The following is a 17,634-nucleotide window of genomic DNA, read 5'->3' on the forward strand; positions in this document are numbered from 1 at the left end:
CCTGCTCAAGCAGGAGACGTGGGCGTTCTGGTGGGATTGACGGCGCGACGGCGGACGACGAGTACGACGATCAGGGCCACCTGGAGCACGATGATGAGGATGGCGCCGGGGTACACCACGGGCTCGGCGCCGATCATGCTGGAGAACAGGCTGGTGTCCCACAGTCCGTGGACGAGCATGGGCAGGAGGATCACGCCGCTCACGCGCAGGCACAGGTAGAAGAAGTAGCCCGAGGTGCAGACGACCAGGGCCTGGATGATCGCCTGGGCGCCCTGGCCGATGGCGTTGCTGACGTGAGCCAGGCCGAAGATCACGGATGACCAGAGGGCGACCTTGCCTTCGGTGAATCCGGCGCGCTTGAACACGTGGACACCGACGCCCCGGAACATCAGCTCCTCGCCCACACCGACGAACAGTCCGAGCAGCAGGAGGCATACGACCAGGGAGCCGCTCTGGTCCCCGAGGTGGCCGTAGTTCATGGCGACAAGGGTGGCGAGCAGCATGGAGATCGGCACCCAGCGCACCCACCGCCGCACGGGCACGCGGTAGCGCAGCACCTCGCCCCACCAGCCGAGCCAGGTCACCAGTGCGGCCACGAACACGATCGAGGCGCCGATCGGGATCAGCGCGTTGCGGACGAGCGACTCGGTGGTCGGGAACCGGCTGTCGGAGGACGAGGTGTCCACGCCGATCAGCTGTCCGAGTCCCTGGATGATCCCCAGGTAGACAACCACCGCCACCAGGAACCACGGCCACGTGAATCTGCGTCCGACCTGCTTCTCCGCCTCGGCTGCGTCCACCGGCCCCACCCTCATGTCAGCGGCATTCGCACTGCCGCACCCGCCGCGTCGCGTTGCGTCGCTCACACGGTGGTCGCGCGATCTTCCGATGTCACAACCTAATAGGACTATATGTGAAATCGAGTCCTGTTCAATCTCATGCGCGAACAGGACCCCTGATCGCTGCCTTCCCCGGCATCACCGGGCAACACCTCAACCGGTACGTCGGCGTCCGACGGCTCAGCCCGCCGGGGCACCCGCACCGCGTCAGGGGGCGGCCTCCCACTTGGAGTTCTGCCTGTTGTAGAGGTACTCCGGCCGTCCCGCGATGCTGCTCGTACGGAACGGCTGGCCGCCGTCGTCGATGCGCAGGGTGCCCGTCTGGCCGCCGCTGCTCCACTCCAGTTCCAGGTACCAGGTGACGTCGTGGCCCTCGACGTGCGCGTCCAGGTCGAAGACCTCCACGTCGTTGGAGGAGACGCGGAACGGGAAGTCCTTCGCCGGGACCTTCTTGTCGCCCTGCTGCCCCGCCACGGGGGTGAGCGTGGGACGGCTGTTGTCCAGGCCGACGTCGAAGGACTGCGGCTCGATCCCGCTCCCGCAGCCCTCGCCCATCGAGAACGCGGACCGCTTCAGGGGCGCGCTGCGGTTCAGCACCCGTACGTTCAGGTCCTTCAGGACGACCGCCTGCTCCGAGGTGCCCTGCACGGTGAGTTCGAGCCTCATCTGACCGCCGTCCACCCCGCCCAGAGCGCGGGCCCAGCCACGGGTGTCCTGCGGTACGGGCGGCGGCGGCACGTTGGCTGCGGGCTCGTCCAGCAGGTAGTACTGCCCGCAGGGCTCTTCCCAGTTGTACGAGCTGATGGTGACGGTCGGCGGCCTGCCGGTGGCGGTCTTCGGCTCGCTCCCCGCCGGGGGCGAGGCGGTCTTGGACGCGCCCGCGGACGGTGTGGCGGACCCGGTGGTCGCCGAAGGACTCGGCTTCCGCGACGGGCTGGGTGAGGCGGAGGCGCTCTCCGAAGCGCCGGACACGGTGTCCGCCTTCTTGTCGTCGCCCCCGTGGCCCGTCGCTCCCGGGGCAGCGCCCACGGCGGCGTCCTCGCTCGACCCGGCGAGCTGGTTGGCGACGACGGCGGTGGGCACGGTGAGCGCGACGACGGCCGCCACCGCGAGCAGCACCCGCGTACGGGCGGACGCGCGCCGCCACCGGTTGCCGGAGGCGGCGGGCTCGACCAGATGCTCACGTTCCAGCTCGGAGGCCGGCGGTACGGGCGCGGGTCCAGGCGCCTGATCCACATCGGGCTCGGGCTCGGGCTCGGCCTCAGCCTCGGCCTCAACAGCCGGAGCCGGAACAGGAGCCGGAACAGGGGCCGGAGCCGGAACAGGCGAAGGCGCAGCCACCGCAGCCGCCCCGCCCTCCTGCTTTCCGCGTCGCCGTGCCGCCTCCGCGACGATCCACCGCCGGTGCAGTTCCACGAGTTCGTCCGCCGTCGCCCCGCACAGCCGGGCCAGCCGCTCCACAGACCCGTACTCGTTGGGGATCGCGTCCCCGTTGCAGTACCGATGGAGCGTCGACGTGCTGACGTGCAGTTTCGCGGCGAGCACCCCGTAACTACGTCCCGAACGGTCCTTCAGTTCCTTGAGCAGGGCCGCGAAATCCTCGGCCTCCGGCGTCGCCACTGCAGCGTTCCCCCTCCTGGTTCGTCCCGGAACACCATTCCAGGGACGTGGAATCTGCCCAGGTCACAGTACGCGCAGGCGTTCCAGCATCCCCAATGGATCGGCAGGTGTTGCGGCCGGAATCCGCCGCCCCGCAATCTGAGACCACACCGCAGCGACCACGGGGGACGAGCAATGCGAACCCTCTTCCGCATCGAGCTCATCGATGTTCTGGCGATCGGGGTGGTGATCGTGGCAGGCACGGTCGTCATGATCCTCATCCACCGCCACTGACCCACCAGCACTGATTGCCGGCACTGATCCGATTCCGCTGATCCAGCACCTTTACTTCACGGGGAGCACCACCATGCGCAGCAACCGCATCCGCACCACTGTCATCGCCGCCACCGCCCTCCTGGCCGCCCTCTCGCTCACCGCTTGCGGCGGCGACGACGGCGGCACGAGCGACAACGGCAAGTCGGGAGCATCCGCCCCGGCGGCGAACAGCAGCGCGAAGCAGTCCCAGTCCCCCGACGCCGCGTCGCAGAAGGACGGCACCGACGCCGACGCCGCCGCCGACGGCAAGACGGGCGGCACGTCGAACGGCACGTCCAACGGCACGTCGAACCCCGACGCGGACGCCGCCAAGGCCGGGAAGACCGACAAGGGCTCCACCGGCTCCACGGACCAGGCGGGCAGCAGCTCCAAGGGCAAGTCGGACGCCTGCACCGGCGGCAACACCAAGACCAGCGTCAGCAAGGTGACCCGCCCCATCAACCACCTGCTGCTCACCGTGACCAACACGGGCGGCACCACCTGCAACGCCTACTACGCACCCAAGCTCCGCTTCGACGACGCACAGGCCGTCTTCCAGATCCTGGAGGACAGCAAGCCGCAGGCCGTCGTGACGCTCAACCCGGGCGAGTCCGCCTACGCCTCCATCGGCCTGACCGGCGAGCCCGGCGCCGGCCCCGCCCCGCGCAAGGCCACCCACCTCCAGGTCAACTTCGCCGGCCGCAGCAACGTGGGCTCCGTCGGCAGCCCGGCCCAGCTGAACCTCCCGGCCGACACCGTCTGGGACGACAACGGCTTCGTCACCTACTGGCAGACCGAGATGTCCGACGCCCTCCAGTACTGAACAGCCGGCACCGAACCGCACAGACCACCAGCACCGCCACCACTTCACGGGGAGTACCACCATGCGCAGCAACCGCATCCGCACCACCGTCCTCGGCGCCACCGCCCTCCTGGCCGCCCTCTCGCTCACCGCATGCGGCGCTGACAACAGCAACAGCGAGAGCAGCAAGGCGGGAGCGGCCGCTCCTGTGGCGAACAGCATCGACAAGCAGGCGACGTCCCAGCCCGAGTCCCCGTCCCGGCCCCGGTCCGCAACACCGAAGGCGGGCGCCACCGAAGCCCCCGTCACCAACTCCGGCACCAAGACCAGCGGCAGCGGCAGCGGCACGACGAAGCACACCGCGCCGCCCGCCAGGACCGACGCGAACAAGGCAGGCACCACTGACGGCACCGCCACCAGCAGCACCAAGACGGCCACCTGCACCGGCGGCAACACCAGGACCAGCGTCAGCAAGGTGACCCGCCCCATCAACCACCTGCTGCTCACCGTGACCAACACGGGCAACCGCACCTGCTACGCCTACTACGCACCCAAGCTCCGCTTCGACGACGCACAGGCCGTCTTCCAGATCCTGGAGGACAGCCAGCCCCAGGCCGTCGTGACGCTCAACCCCGGCGAGTCCGCCTACGCCTCCATCGGCCTGACCGGCGAGCCCGGCGACGGCCCCGCCCCGCGCAAGGCCACCCACCTCCAGGTCAACTTCGCCGGCCGCAGCAACGTGGGCTCCACCGGCAGCCCGGCCCAGCTGAACCTCCCGGCCAACACCAAGTGGGACGACAACGGCTTCGTCACCTACTGGCAGACCGAGATGTCCGACGCCCTCCAGTACTGAGCCCCGACGCTGAGACCCCCGCACTCCCGGCCCGCCCGTCCCCGTCGACGGCCGGGCCGGGAGTGCGCCGCCGTCAACGGGGAAGCCACAGACAATGGACCGGACAGAGAGCCTCATCGACCAGTTCCGCGCACAGCCCCCCGAGAGCGACCGGAGACGCGAGATCGTCGCGGGGATAGGCGGCGTACTCGCGGACCGGCCCGACCACCCGGCGGCCCTGGCGTTCCTCGCCTCGGTGACCGAGGACACCGAGGAGTACGAGCTGGCCAGGGTCGAGGCCGCGACCGCCCTGCGGCGGTGGCCGCCCACGGACGGCACCCACCGGCAGCGGGCCGCCCGCGCCCTGCTCGCCGTGATGCGCGGGCCCGACGAGGACCTGGTGCGGCAGTACGCGGCCATGGCGCTCGGCCCCTACGCGGAAGAGCCGGAGGTCCACGACGCGATGGCGGCCGCCGTCCTCACCGACGAGGACCAGCTCGTCCGGGACAACGCCCTGGCCGCGCTCAGCCACGCGGGCCCCAGCGAGGGCCGGGCCGAGGTGCTGCACCGGCTGGCCGGCGACCGCACGCTGGGCCGGGAGGCCGCCCGTATCCTCACCGCCTGGGGCGCCGAACCGGCGCTCTGAGCAACGGTCTTGCCGACGGGGCACCGGTCCTGCCGAACGGCGCACCGGCCCTGCCGAACGGGTCACAGAGACAACCTGATCGCGATCCGGAACATCTCCTCTCACAAGTCCGCGCCCCCGCCGCGGACGGTGAACGAGGAGCTGAAGCATGGCCCGACGAGCCACCCGCACCCCCCGCCAGAAACGCCCCGGCGGGCGCCGGGTCGACTACCCCCGCCGGGACAGGCGCAGTTGGCGCCGCTGGGTCCCCTCGTGGCGGCAGGTGCTGAGCGCGTCCCTGCTCGGAGCCGGGGCGCTGGCCGGGCTGTTCACCGCGGTGTACGCCTCCGTCGACATCCCGGACGCGAACGCGGAGGCCCGCAGACAGGGCACCGTCTACTACTGGGCGGACGGCAGCCAGTTGGTGAGCGTGGGCACCGTCAACCGGCAGAACGTCACGCTCGCCGACATACCCGACTCGATGGAGAACGCGGTCATCGCCGCCGAGAACGAGACCTTCTACTCGGACTCGGGGGTCTCGCTGACGGGCATCGGCCGCGCGGCCCTCAGCATGTTCGAGGGCGGTGAGACCCAGGGCGGCTCCACCATCACCCAGCAGTACGTGAAGAACACCTACCTCAGCCAGGAGCAGTCGGCGAAGCGGAAGCTGAAGGAATTCTTCATCTCGCTCAAGCTGAGCCACAAGCGGAGCAAGCAGGACATCCTCCAGGGATACCTGAACACCAGCTGGTTCGGGCGCGGCGCCTACGGCATCCAGGCGGCGTCGGTCACGTACTACGGAGTCCCCGCGAAGAAGCTCGACCCCAGCCGGACGGCGATGCTCGCGTCGCTGCTCAAGGGGGCGGAGCAGTACGACCCCGCGGGCGGCAAGGCGAACCACGAACGCGCCGTCGAACGCTGGAAGTGGATCCTGGACCGGCAGGTCGAGACCGGCATGATGACGAAGGCAGAACGGGCCCGGTACACGAAGTTCCCCGAGCCGCGGAAGGCCGTGAAGCCGACCAGCCTCGGCGGCCAGACCGGCTACCTCGTCGACATTGCCAACAAGTACATCAAGCAGCGCTCGGGCCTCACCGCCAAGGACCTCGCCCGGGGCGGCTACCGGGTGCACACCACCTTCGAGAAGGACAGGGTGCGGCAGCTGGAACGGGCCGTGCGCAGCGTGCGCAAGCGCGACCTCGACACCGCGAAGCGGCCGGAGGACAAGTACGTCGAGGTCGGCGCCGCATCCGTCCGGCCCGAGGACGGGGCCGTCGTCGCGGTGTACGGCGGAGCCGACGCGACGACCCGCTTCGCGAACAACGCCGACACGGCGGGCGTCCCCGTGGGCTCGGCCTTCAAACCGTTCGTACTGGCCGCCGCCCTTCAGAACGGCGACGGAATCACCCTGGACAGCGGCTACGACAGCACGGGGCGGCTGATCACGGGCAGCCCGCGCGCGGTCGCGCCCAGCCGGTCGGGCGCAGCCCGCGTCACGGTGCAGGTCCTCCCGCCGACGACCCTGCGCGAAGCGACGATCAGGTCCGCCAACCTCACCTTCGTCCAGCTCGGCAAGCACATCGGGCTGCAGAAGGTGAAGAAGCTGGCGGTCGCGGCCGGGCTGCACGAGGAGAGCCTGGCCCGCCTGGACAAGTCCTTCCCGCTCGGCACGTCCACACCGAGCGCGGTCAGGATGGCGGACGCGTACGGCGCGTTCAACAACGGCGGCATGAGGGCCGATCCCTACTCGGTGACCGGGATGACGCGGGACGGCGAGGCGGTCGAGGGCTTCGAGAAGCCGGAGCCGCGGCGCGCGATGGACGCCGCCGTGGCCGACGACGTGAAGAGCACGCTGGGGATCGCGGCCTGGACGTCGCTGATGCGGGACCGGAAGTTCGACGCGTTCGCCGATGCCGGGGCCCGCGACGACATCACGGCGGGCGCCACCGACGAGGACGACCGGATGAAGTCGGCCTGGTTCATCGGCCACACCAACGGGCTCACCACGGCCGTGACGATGTTCCGCAACAAACCGGGAACCCCCCAACTGCTGGGCATGCAGGGCGTGGGCGGGAACGATTCGGAACGCGGTAACGTCTTGCCGCTGCGGATCTGGGCCTCCTACGCAGCCGCGAAGTAGCCCGCCCTCCCCCGAACCGTCCCGCCCGGCCCGATACGTCCCCGGGGCCGGGCGGGACTCCGCCCGTAACCGCTCCCTCAGGCTCCGGCGCGCCCCAGCCGCTGCGCGACCTCCGTCGCCCAGTACGTCAGGATCATCTGCGCGCCCGCGCGCCGGATCCCGGTCAGGCTCTCCATGATCGCCGCGTCCCGGTCGATCCAGCCGCGCTCGGCGGCGGCCTCGATCATCGAGTACTCGCCGCTGATCTGGTACGCGGCGACGGGCACGTCCACCGACTCGGCGACCTTCGCCAGGATGTCGAGGTACGGCCCGGCCGGCTTGACCATGACCATGTCCGCGCCCTCGGCCAGGTCGAGCGCCAGCTCGCGCATCGACTCGCGGGCGTTGGCCGGGTCCTGCTGGTACGTCTTGCGGTCGCCCCGGAGCGAGGAGCCGACGGCCTCGCGGAACGGGCCGTAGAAGGCGGAGGAGTACTTCGCCGTGTACGCGAGGATCGACACGTCCTCGTGGCCGGTCTGGTCCAGCGCGTCGCGGATCACGCCGACCTGGCCGTCCATCATGCCGCTGGGGCCCACCACATGGGCGCCCGCGTCGGCCTGGACCTGGGCCATCTCCGCGTACCGCTCCAGCGTCGCGTCGTTGTCGACCCGGCCGTCCTCGGTCAGCACCCCGCAGTGGCCGTGGTCGGTGGTCTCGTCCAGACAGAGGTCGGACATGACGACGAGATCGTCACCGACCTCCTCGCGCACCGCCCGCAGACCGAGCTGGAGGATGCCCTCCGGATCGGTGCCCGCCGTGCCCCGGGCGTCCTTCTTCTCGTCCAGCGGCACACCGAACAGCATGATCCCCGAGACGCCCGCCGAGACCGCGTCGACCGCGGCCTTCCGCAGGGTGTCCAGGGTGTGCTGCCGCACGCCGGGCATGGCCGAGATGTCGACAGGGGCGTCGATGCCCTCGCGCACGAACGCGGGGAGGATCAGGTTCGCCGGGTCGAGCCGTGTCTCGGCGACCATCCGCCGCATCACGGGGGTCGTCCGCAGCCGCCGGGGGCGGGAGCCGGGGAAGTTTCCGTACACAGTCATCCTTCGAGACTAGACCCGTACACATCACGCTCTTACCGACACCGGTGTTGGGAAAGCGAGGGGCCCGGCCGCCTCCAGGAGAAGCAGCCGGGCCCCGCACACAGCACGCCGGACGGTCAGGTCGTCGTACGACGACGCCGCGCACCCGGACGCCGCTCGCTCGGCCGCGTCACCGGGTCACCGGCCTCCTTCGCCGCGTCCCGGCGCTGCGCGCCGAAGGCCGCGAGGGCCTCGGCCAGCTTGTGCACCGAGGGCTCAGGGGACAGCACGTCCACGCGCAGGCCGTGCTCCTCAGCGGTCTTCGCCGTGGCCGGGCCGATACACGCGATGACGGTCACGTTGTGCGGCTTGCCCGCGATACCGACCAGGTTGCGCACCGTCGAGGACGAGGTGAAGAGCACCGCGTCGAAACCGCCGCCCTTGATGGCCTCACGGGTGTCGGCGGGCGGCGGCGAGGCGCGGACCGTGCGGTACGCGGTGACGTCGTCGACCTCCCAGCCCAGCTCGATGAGACCGGCCACCAGCGTCTCGGTGGCGATGTCGGCACGCGGCAGGAACACCCGGTCGATCGGGTCGAAGACCGGGTCGTACGGCGGCCAGTCCTCCAGCAGCCCGGCGGCGGACTGCTCGCCCGAGGGCACCAGATCCGGCTTCACACCGAAGTCGACGAGCGCGGCGGCGGTCTGCTCACCGACGGCCGCGACCTTGATCCCGGCGAAGGCACGGGCGTCGAGCCCGTACTCCTCGAACTTCTCCCGGACCGCCTTCACCGCGTTGACGCTGGTGAACGCGATCCACTCGTAGCGCCCTGTGACCAGGCCCTTGACCGCGCGCTCCATCTGCTGGGGCGTACGCGGCGGCTCGACGGCGATCGTCGGGACCTCGTGCGGCACCGCGCCGTACGAACGCAACTGGTCGGAGAGCGACGCCGCCTGCTCCTTCGTACGCGGCACGAGCACCTTCCAGCCGAACATCGGCTTGGACTCGAACCACGCGAGCTGGTCGCGCTGGGCGGCGGAGCTGCGTTCCCCGACCACGGCTATGACGGGCCGGTGCCCCTCCGGCGAGGGAAGGATCTTGGCCTGCTTGAACAGCTGGGCGATGGTGCCCAGCGTCGCCGTCCAGGTGCGCTGCCGGGTCGTGGTGCCGCCGACCGTCACCGTCAGCGGGGTGTCGGGCTTGCGGCCCGCGGAGACCAGCTCACCGGCGGCCGCGGCCACCGCGTCGAGCGTCGTCGAGATGACGCACGTGGCGTCGCTCGCGCCGACCTCGCTCCAGCAGCGGTCGGAGGCGGTACGGGCGTCCACGAACCGGACGTCCGCGCCCTGCGCGTCACGCAGCGGCACCCCGGCGTACGCGGGCACCCCCACGACGTTGGCGACACCGGGCACGACCTCGAAGGGAATCCCGGCGGCGGCGCAGGCCAGCATCTCGCCGCCCGCGTTCCCGTCCAGGCCGGGGTCACCGGCGACGGCACGGACGACCCGCCTGCCGCCCTTCGCGGCCTCCATGACAAGATTGGCCGCATCCCTGAGAACGGGTACCCCGACGGCTGTTGACTGCGCGTCAACAACCGTCAGCTCAGGCGTGCTTACGCCTGCGCGCGCATGGCAGCGGACGACGCCGAGAACGTCCGGCTCTGCGACAAGAACGTCCGCGCTCGCAAGCGCCTCGACGGCGCGCAGAGTCAGCAGTCCCGGGTCGCCGGGACCGGCGCCGAGGAAGGTGACGTGCCCTGCGGACAGGACGGGAAAATCGGATGCGGCGGGGCCGGTGGGGCTCAAAGTGCTCGCTCCCCCATAAGACCGGCCGCACCCTTGGCGAGCATCTCGGCCGCGAGTTCGCGACCGAGGGCCGCCGCGTCGTCGTGCGACGTGGGGACGGGACCGGTGGTGGACAGCTGTACCAGCGAGGAACCGTCGGTGGACCCGACGACTCCGCGCAGGCGCAGTTCGTTGACAGCCTGACCGTCGGCCAGGAGGTCGGCCAGCGCACCCACAGGTGCGGAGCAGCCGGCCTCCAGGGCGGCGAGCAGGGCACGCTCTGCGGTCACGGCGGCCCGGGTGTACGGGTCGTCGAGCTCCGCGAGCGCGGCGGCGAGGTCAGTGCTGCTGGCAGCACATTCGATCGCCAGTGCTCCCTGGCCGGGAGCGGGCAGAACGGTGTCGACCGACAGGAAATCGGTCACCTCACCGGTCCGGCCGAGACGGCTGAGTCCGGCCGCGGCGAGTACCACCGCGTCCAGTTCACCGATTCGTACAAAACCAATACGCGTATCGACGTTGCCGCGGATCGGCACGGTCTCGATGCCGAGGCCGTGACTGCGGGCGTACGCGTTGAGCTGCGCCATGCGACGCGGCGAGCCGGTACCGATCCGGGAACCGGGCGGCAGCTGCCCGAAGGTCAGCCCGTCCCGCGCCACCAGTACGTCACGCGGGTCCTCGCGCTCCGGCACCGCGGCCAGCACGAGCCCCTCGGGCTGCGCGGTCGGCAGGTCCTTCAGCGAGTGGACGGCGAAGTCCACCTCGCCGCGGAGCAGCGCCTCGCGCAGCGCGGCGACGAACACGCCGGTCCCGCCGATCTGCGACAGCTGCTCCTTGGAGGTGTCCCCGTACGTGGTGATCTCGACGAGCTCCACGGCCCGCCCGGTCACCTCGCTGACGGCCTCGGCCACCAGGCCGGACTGCGCCATCGCCAGCTTGCTGCGCCGGGTCCCCAGCCGCAGCGGCTCGGTGGCCCCCGCGCCCAGGGGTGAGTTGTCGGTCATGACCGCCCTCGATTCGGGTCGTTCAGGTCTGCCCGGGAGACGGCGGCGACCGTCTGCGGGTCGAGGTCGAAGAGTTCCCGCAGTGCGTCGGCGTACCCGGCGCCGCCGGGCTCGCTGGCGAGCTGCTTGACCCGCACGGTGGGCGCGTGCAGGAGCTTGTCGACGACGCGGCGCACGGTCTGCGAGATCTCGGCGCGCTGCTTCTCGTCCAGGTCGGGGAGGCGTCCGTCCAGCCGTGCGATCTCGCCCGCGACCACTCCGGCGGCCATCGTGCGCAGGGCGACGACGGTGGGAGTGATGTGGGCGGCGCGCTGGGCGGCACCGAAGGCGGCGACCTCGTCGGCGACGATGGTGCGCACCTGGTCCACATCGGCGGCCATCGGGGCGTCCGCGGACGCCTCGGCGAGCGACTCGATGTCGACGAGGCGCACACCGTCGAGGCGGGCGGCGTCCCCGTCGATGTCGCGGGGCATCGCGAGGTCCAGCAGGGCGAGCCGTACCGGTCCGGTGGACTGCGCGGGCAGGGTGACCCGGCGGACGGCCTGCGCCTGCGCGGTCGCGGAACCGTTCTCCACCCACGCGGCGTGCTGGTCCAGTTCGACGGGCGGCGCGGCGACGGGCGCGGCGGGCGCCTCGTGCGGGGCGAAGTCGAGGCCGAGCGCTCCGGCGACGGCCTCCGCGCTCAGCACCAGGCCGGTCGCACCGGTGCAGGAGACGACGACATCGGCACGTGTCAGTTCGTCGGAGACCGAGGCCATCTCCACGGCGTGGGCGGCGACCGAGGCGCCTCCGGCCTGGCTGAGGATCTCCACCAGCCGGTCGGCGCGGGCCCGGGTGCGGTTGGCGACGACGATCTCCGCGACACCGGTACGGGCCAGCGTCGCGGCGGCCAGCGAGGACATCGAGCCCGCGCCGATCACCAGGGCGCGCTTGCCCTTCGCCCAGGCGGCGGGGTCGCGTCCCTCGGCGAGCTGTTCCAGGCCGAACGTGACGAGCGACTGCCCGGCCCGGTCGATCCCGGTCTCGCTGTGGGCGCGCTTGCCGACCCGCAGGGCCTGCTGGAAGAGGTCGTTCAGCAGCCGTCCGGCGGTGTGCAGCTCCTGCCCCAGCGCCAGCGCGTCCTTGATCTGGCCGAGGATCTGGCCCTCGCCCACGACCATCGAGTCCAGTCCGCAGGCCACCGAGAAGAGGTGGTGGACGGCCCGGTCCTCGTAGTGCACATAGAGATACGGAGTGAGCTCGTCCAGACCGACGCCGCTGTGCTGCGCGAGCAGGGTCGACAGCTCGGCGACGCCCGCGTGGAACTTGTCCACGTCGGCGTACAGCTCGATGCGGTTGCAGGTGGCCAGTACGGCGGCCTCGGTCGCGGGCTCCGCGGCGAGCGTGTCCTGGAGCAGCTTGACCTGGGCGTCGGCGGCCAGCGAGGCCCGTTCCAGTACGGAGACGGGGGCGCTGCGGTGGCTCAGCCCTACGACGAGGAGACTCATGCCGGCATCACGGCGGGCATGTCCCCGTCGGGTCCCTTCCGGCTGGTGCTCGTGGCCCGCACCGGCGGCGCGGCCGGGTCGGGGCCGTCGTCCGCGGCGGCGTCCTCGCCGGCCTTGCGCTGCTCGTGGAAGGCGAGGATCTGGAGCTCGATGGAGAGGTCGACCTTGCGCACGTCGACGCCGTCGGGCACCGAGAGCACGGTCGGGGCGAAGTTCAGGATCGAGGTGACCCCGGCGGCCACCAGACGGTCGCAGACCTGCTGCGCCGCGCCGGGCGGGGTGGTGATCACACCGATGGACACGCCGTTCTCGCTGATGATCCGGTCCAGCTCGTCGGCGTGCTGGACGGGGATGCCGGCGACGGGCGTTCCGGCCATCGCCGGGTCGGCGTCGATCAGCGCGGCGACCCGAAAGCCACGGGAGGCGAAACCGCCGTAGTTGGCGAGCGCGGCGCCGAGGTTACCGATGCCGACGATGGCGACCGGCCAGTCCTGGGTGAGGCCGAGTTCGCGGGAGATCTGGTAGACGAGATACTCGACGTCGTAGCCGACGCCGCGCGTCCCGTAGGAACCCAGATAGCTGAAGTCCTTGCGCAGCTTGGCGGAGTTGACCCCCGCCGCCGCGGCGAGCTCCTCGGAGGAGACCGTGGGGACCGAGCGCTCTGAGAGCGCGGTCAGCGCACGGAGATACAGCGGAAGTCGGGCGACGGTGGCCTCGGGAATTCCTCGGCTACGGGTCGCCGGTCGGTGGTTTCGGCCAGTTGCCACGGTGCTCCTGCGGGATGAGCGGGGCTGCAGGCGGCCGTATGTCCCATGGCCGCCCCGTCGAATGCAGGCTATGTCTTTGTGAACGCGTGCACAAAGATGGTGTCCGATTTGTCCGGTCAAAGTGACCGGGGTCACGCGCATTCGTCGCGCGATCCAGGAACCGCCGATCGCATCAGCCCGTTGCAGGCCCGAAGGGGGCAAGGTGGTACACACTCCTCACAACTACGCCCCCGGGACCACTCAAAACGCCCACGATGGTAACCGGGTTTCACTCAGGAAATCAGCGCACTGCGCAGTCTCGCCGGGTCCACCCGCCAGAACGTGTGCTGTTCGTTATCAATGAGGACCACGGGGATCTGCTCCCAGTACTCCCGGTACAGCTCATCGTCCAGGGTGATGTCCTTCTCCTCCCAGGACGCGCCGGTCTCCTCACAGACCTCCCGGACCACCAGCCGGGCATCGTCACAGAGGTGACACCCCGGCTTCCCGACCAGCGTCACCACCCGGTCCGCGGGCTTCTTCTTCGTACGGCGCAACAGGGGACTCATACCTCTCATTCTGCGCCGCGCGCGGAGCCGCCCGGACCCTCGCCCTCCGCGCCCGGAATCACCCGTTCAACAATCCGGTCCCCGAGAGTTCACGCCTTCGCATCCCGGCAGGTCGGGAAGGGCCGAACCGACTGGCTATGCTCACGACATGGCCGCTCTTGGATGGCTCACACCCCGTAGGCGCTCCGCGACAGCACGGAGCGTGCTGGCAGGCGAGGCGGCGGCGGAGGCCGCGCGGAAGTCGTCGCTCGACGCCGAGCGCCCCGCCGAAACCGAAGCCGAGGCCGGCGCCACGCCCGGCGCGCCCGCCGAGGAACCCGAGTTCCCCGTCGTCGGCGACGACCGGGCAGCCGCCTTCTTCGACCTCGACAACACCGTGATGCAGGGCGCCGCGATCTTCCACTTCGGCCGCGGCCTGTACAAGCGGAAGTTCTTCGAGCGCCGCGAGCTGACCCGGTTCGCCTGGCAGCAGGCCTGGTTCAGGCTGGCCGGTGTCGAGGACCCCGAACACATGCAGGACGCCCGCGACAGCGCCCTGTCCATCGTGAAGGGCCACCGCGTCTCCGAGCTGATGTCCATCGGCGAGGAGATCTACGACGAGTACATGGCCGACCGCATCTGGCCCGGCACCCGCGCCCTGGCCCAGGCCCACCTCGACGCCGGCCAGAAGGTCTGGCTGGTCACCGCCGCCCCGGTGGAGACCGCCACGATCATCGCCCGCCGCCTCGGCCTGACCGGCGCGCTCGGCACCGTCGCGGAGTCCGTCGACGGCGTCTACACCGGACGCCTGGTGGGCGAGCCGCTGCACGGCCCCGCGAAGGCCGAGGCGGTACGCGCCCTGGCGGCGGCGGAGGGCCTGGACCTGGCGCGCTGCGCCGCGTACAGCGACTCGCACAACGACATCCCGATGCTGTCCCTGGTCGGACACCCGTACGCGATCAACCCCGACAGCAAGCTCCGCAAGCACGCGCGGGCCCGCGACTGGCGGCTGCGCGACTACCGGACGGGCCGCAAGGCGGCCAAGGTCGGCATCCCGGCCGCGGCGGGAGTGGGCGCCCTCGCGGGCGGCACCGCCGCCGCCGTCGCCCTGCACCGCCGCCGTCGCTGACCCGGGCCGCCCCGACCGGTCCGGCCCTCCCCGCCCGACCACAACCTGTCGCGGCTCCTGGCAGATCTCGAAATGATTCGATCAATAACCGGTCACCATGTGCTACTCGATGTGTCGAATAGTCGCTACAGAAGCGACGTAACCGGTGATTTGAGCAACTGGGTGTAGCACTGCCTGTACGAAGCGTTATTCTCCTCAGACGCATTCCGGAACCCACCACTCACTACGACGAGTGACGGTTTCGCACTGCACGTGATGGAAGCTCTGCCTCTGGGAGTCCCGTGTACCCACACGTCGGGGTTGACGCCTCGGGCCTGGCTACGCTGCGCGCAACGGTCGGCGACCGCTTGCGCGGCTTCGTCCCCACCGCGTACGCCGTACCCGCCTTTGCCACCCCTGCGCCTGCCGGCCCTTGCTACGCCCTGGCCGAACGCGGTGCGGCGGTCGGAAGACGCAGCAACCGCGGCGCAACGACCACGTCCACCGTTCGTCGGCCGACGGCCGACAGCGACAGCGCGCGCATGATGGATCTCGTCGAGCGCGCACAGGCCGGTGAGGCTGACGCCTTCGGCCGCCTCTATGACCAGTACAGCGACACCGTGTACCGCTACATCTACTACCGCGTGGGCGGCAAGGCGACGGCGGAGGACCTCACCAGTGAGACCTTCCTCCGCGCCCTGCGGCGTATCTCCACGTTCACCTGGCAGGGCCGTGACTTCGGCGCCTGGCTTGTCACCATCGCTCGTAACCTGGTCGCCGACCACTTCAAATCCAGTCGGTTCCGGCTGGAAGTGACCACCGGCGAAATGCTCGACGCCAACGAGGTCGAGCGCAGCCCCGAGGACTCCGTCCTGGAGTCCCTCTCCAATGCCGCACTGCTGCAAGCCGTGCGCCGACTCAACCCCCAGCAGCAGGAGTGCGTGACCCTGCGCTTCCTGCAAGGGCTCTCGGTCGCCGAGACCGCCCGAGTGATGGGCAAGAACGAGGGCGCGATCAAGACCCTGCAGTACCGCGCCGTCCGCACCCTTGCCCGCCTCCTACCGGACGATGCCCGCTGATCCCACCCGAGCCGAATCACTCTCGGCGATACGTTCATCACGCACTGGTCCGATCATCCTTCGTGCGTAACCCAAGTGCCGCGCCACTCGTTGTGCCGGTTGCAGGCCCCCTGTCGTCACCCCCTGTCCGCAGACACTCACTCAATCGTGTGGATGCGCTCAAGGGGTGCAACCTTCCGGACCCTCAGGGGAGTCGACCGTCATGACGAGAGGAGGTGCCGCCAGTGATCGCGAACGTCTCGGCACACCGGCGGGCGAACGCCTTCGCCCAGGCCGTGGAGGAGCAGTCGCTCCGCGGTGCGGCGGCCGTACAGCCCGAGGACCCGGCCGAACCGGCCGACCGCGGACCGCTGTTGGCCCTGGCGAACGGCCTCGGTGAGCTACCGAAGCCGGCGTTGGATCCCGAGGTCAAAGTGGTGCAGCGAGCCCAGCTCGTCGCCGCCATGGAGGCCATGTTCGCCGCGGGCGGCACGCCCGCGGTCCCCGCAGTACCCGAACAGCGGAGCAAGGGGGCCCACCGAGCCTCCCCGCTCCGCAAACTGCGCCCCAAATCGCGCTGGACGAAGGGCCTCGCGGCCGGCGGACTCACCGTCGGTGTGGCCGCGGGAGCCTTCGGCGGTGTGGCCGCGGCCAGCTCCGACGCGCTCCCGGGCGATTCGCTCTACGGGCTGAAGCGCGGCATGGAGGACATCCACCTCAACCTGGCGGGCAGCGACACCAGCCGCGGCGAGGTCTACCTGGACCAGGCATCGACCCGGCTCAGCGAGGCCCGCAGGCTGATGGAGCGCGGCCGCTCCGGCGACCTGGACCACGAGCAGCTCGGGGAGGTCAGGCGCACGCTCAACGGCATGACGCACGACGCCACCGAGGGCCACCGCCTGCTGCACGCCGCCTACAAACGGGACGGAGCCATCGGCCCGATCCAGACCCTGGACTCCTTCTCCCGCTCGCACCGCGACAGCTGGACCAGCCTGCGCGACCGGCTGCCCGTCCAGCTCACCGAGCTCGGTGACCAGGTGAGCTCGGTCTTCGCGGCCATAGACGAGGAAGTCGCGCCGCTCCAGTCGCTGTTCCCCCGCGCCCCGGAGAAGAACGGCGGATCCCAGCGGTCCGACTCCACCGACTCGGGCACGGGCAGCGGTACCGGCACGGCCCCCTCGTCGCACAAGCCGTCACCCTCGTCCTCCTCACCCGCGGGCGCGCACGAGGGCAAGAAGGGCAGCAGCACCTCGCCCCGCCCCTCGGACTCGGGCAGCACCCCGGTGGACGGCCTGATCGGAGGCGGCGCGGACGACCTCTTCGACCCGCCGTCGCCGGACACCACCGAACCGCCGAAGGACACCCCGAGCACGGCGCCCACCCCGGACATCACCCTGCCCCCGCTGATCCCCGGCCTGATCGGAGGCCTGGGAATCGACAGCAGGGCCGACAAGGACTGACCCAAAAAAAACCCCGCCGGACGGGCACCCCCAAGCCCGTCCGGCCAACTCAACCGCGTCGCCCGGCCAACTCAAGCCCGTCGCCCGGCCAACTCATGCCTGCGGTCCGGCCAACTCAAGCCCGTCCGGCGATTGAGGACAAAGCCCCAGCCCCCGCGCGCCCAAGGCCGGCAAAATCCCGCCCGCCCAACTCAAGCCCGTCCGGCGATTGAGGACGAAGCCCCCG

15 protein-coding genes are annotated in these 17,634 nt (G+C 70.7%); 7 read left to right on the top strand and 8 right to left on the bottom strand.

Going from position 1 to position 17,634, the window contains the following annotated elements:
* Positions 1-5 precede the first annotated feature (5 nt).
* Positions 6-800, bottom strand: a complete 795-nt coding sequence (locus OG892_RS17130; RefSeq protein ID WP_371629620.1) for a lysostaphin resistance A-like protein — start codon at positions 798-800, stop codon at positions 6-8.
* A 246-nt stretch (positions 801-1,046) separates the two neighbouring features.
* Positions 1,047-2,459: a helix-turn-helix domain-containing protein gene (locus tag OG892_RS17135; protein ID WP_371629621.1), complete on the bottom strand. Its 1,413-nt coding sequence runs from the start codon at positions 2,457-2,459 to the stop codon at positions 1,047-1,049.
* Positions 2,460-2,805: 346 nt separating this feature from the next.
* On the opposite strand from OG892_RS17135, the gene OG892_RS17140 reads away from it, so the two are divergent.
* The 4 genes from OG892_RS17140 to OG892_RS17155 all read left to right on the top strand — a co-directional run bounded on the left by OG892_RS17140 (position 2,806) and on the right by OG892_RS17155 (position 7,152).
* Complete coding sequence (locus OG892_RS17140) at positions 2,806-3,576, top strand: DUF4232 domain-containing protein (RefSeq protein WP_371629622.1); 771 nt, start codon at positions 2,806-2,808, stop codon at positions 3,574-3,576.
* A gap of 61 nt (positions 3,577-3,637) precedes the next feature.
* Entirely contained in the window at positions 3,638-4,408 is a 771-nt protein-coding gene (locus OG892_RS17145; protein WP_371629623.1) for a DUF4232 domain-containing protein, read from the top strand.
* A gap of 94 nt (positions 4,409-4,502) precedes the next feature.
* Complete coding sequence (locus OG892_RS17150) at positions 4,503-5,033, top strand: HEAT repeat domain-containing protein (protein WP_371629624.1); 531 nt, start codon at positions 4,503-4,505, stop codon at positions 5,031-5,033.
* A gap of 148 nt (positions 5,034-5,181) precedes the next feature.
* Complete coding sequence (locus OG892_RS17155) at positions 5,182-7,152, top strand: transglycosylase domain-containing protein (RefSeq protein ID WP_371629625.1); 1,971 nt, start codon at positions 5,182-5,184, stop codon at positions 7,150-7,152.
* A 77-nt stretch (positions 7,153-7,229) separates the two neighbouring features.
* Here the strand turns inward: OG892_RS17155 and hemB are convergent, their stop codons facing one another.
* The 6 genes from hemB to OG892_RS17185 all read right to left on the bottom strand — a co-directional run bounded on the left by hemB (position 7,230) and on the right by OG892_RS17185 (position 13,803).
* Positions 7,230-8,234, bottom strand: a complete 1,005-nt coding sequence (gene hemB, locus OG892_RS17160; RefSeq protein ID WP_328866580.1) for a porphobilinogen synthase — start codon at positions 8,232-8,234, stop codon at positions 7,230-7,232.
* Positions 8,235-8,350: 116 nt separating this feature from the next.
* Complete coding sequence (locus OG892_RS17165; protein ID WP_073737094.1) at positions 8,351-10,018, bottom strand: uroporphyrinogen-III synthase; 1,668 nt, start codon at positions 10,016-10,018, stop codon at positions 8,351-8,353.
* Positions 10,015-11,001: a hydroxymethylbilane synthase gene (gene hemC, locus OG892_RS17170; RefSeq protein ID WP_371629626.1), complete on the bottom strand. Its 987-nt coding sequence runs from the start codon at positions 10,999-11,001 to the stop codon at positions 10,015-10,017. Before hemC ends, OG892_RS17165 begins: the two co-directional genes overlap by 4 nt.
* Positions 10,998-12,488: a glutamyl-tRNA reductase gene (locus OG892_RS17175; RefSeq protein WP_073737092.1), complete on the bottom strand. Its 1,491-nt coding sequence runs from the start codon at positions 12,486-12,488 to the stop codon at positions 10,998-11,000. The genes hemC and OG892_RS17175 overlap by 4 nt, the downstream gene beginning before the upstream one ends.
* Complete coding sequence (locus tag OG892_RS17180; RefSeq protein ID WP_327337577.1) at positions 12,485-13,255, bottom strand: redox-sensing transcriptional repressor Rex; 771 nt, start codon at positions 13,253-13,255, stop codon at positions 12,485-12,487. Before OG892_RS17180 ends, OG892_RS17175 begins: the two co-directional genes overlap by 4 nt.
* Positions 13,256-13,527: 272 nt before the next feature.
* Positions 13,528-13,803, bottom strand: coding sequence for a glutaredoxin family protein (locus tag OG892_RS17185; protein ID WP_073737090.1), 276 nt, complete (start codon positions 13,801-13,803; stop codon positions 13,528-13,530).
* Positions 13,804-13,951: 148 nt separating this feature from the next.
* Between OG892_RS17185 and OG892_RS17190 the strand changes: the two genes are divergently transcribed.
* The 3 genes from OG892_RS17190 (at position 13,952) to OG892_RS17200 (ending at position 17,408) form a co-directional block, all read left to right on the top strand.
* Positions 13,952-14,911: an HAD-IB family hydrolase gene (locus OG892_RS17190; protein WP_328866576.1), complete on the top strand. Its 960-nt coding sequence runs from the start codon at positions 13,952-13,954 to the stop codon at positions 14,909-14,911.
* Positions 14,912-15,192: 281 nt separating this feature from the next.
* Positions 15,193-15,969, top strand: a complete 777-nt coding sequence (locus OG892_RS17195; RefSeq protein ID WP_024490754.1) for an ECF subfamily RNA polymerase sigma factor, BldN family — start codon at positions 15,193-15,195, stop codon at positions 15,967-15,969.
* A 224-nt stretch (positions 15,970-16,193) separates the two neighbouring features.
* Positions 16,194-17,408: a DUF5667 domain-containing protein gene (locus tag OG892_RS17200; protein WP_371629627.1), complete on the top strand. Its 1,215-nt coding sequence runs from the start codon at positions 16,194-16,196 to the stop codon at positions 17,406-17,408.
* Positions 17,409-17,634: the final 226 nt, after the last annotated feature.

Origin of the sequence: Streptomyces sp. NBC_00341, from assembly GCF_041435055.1 — a bacterium.
Taxonomy (GTDB): domain Bacteria; phylum Actinomycetota; class Actinomycetes; order Streptomycetales; family Streptomycetaceae; genus Streptomyces.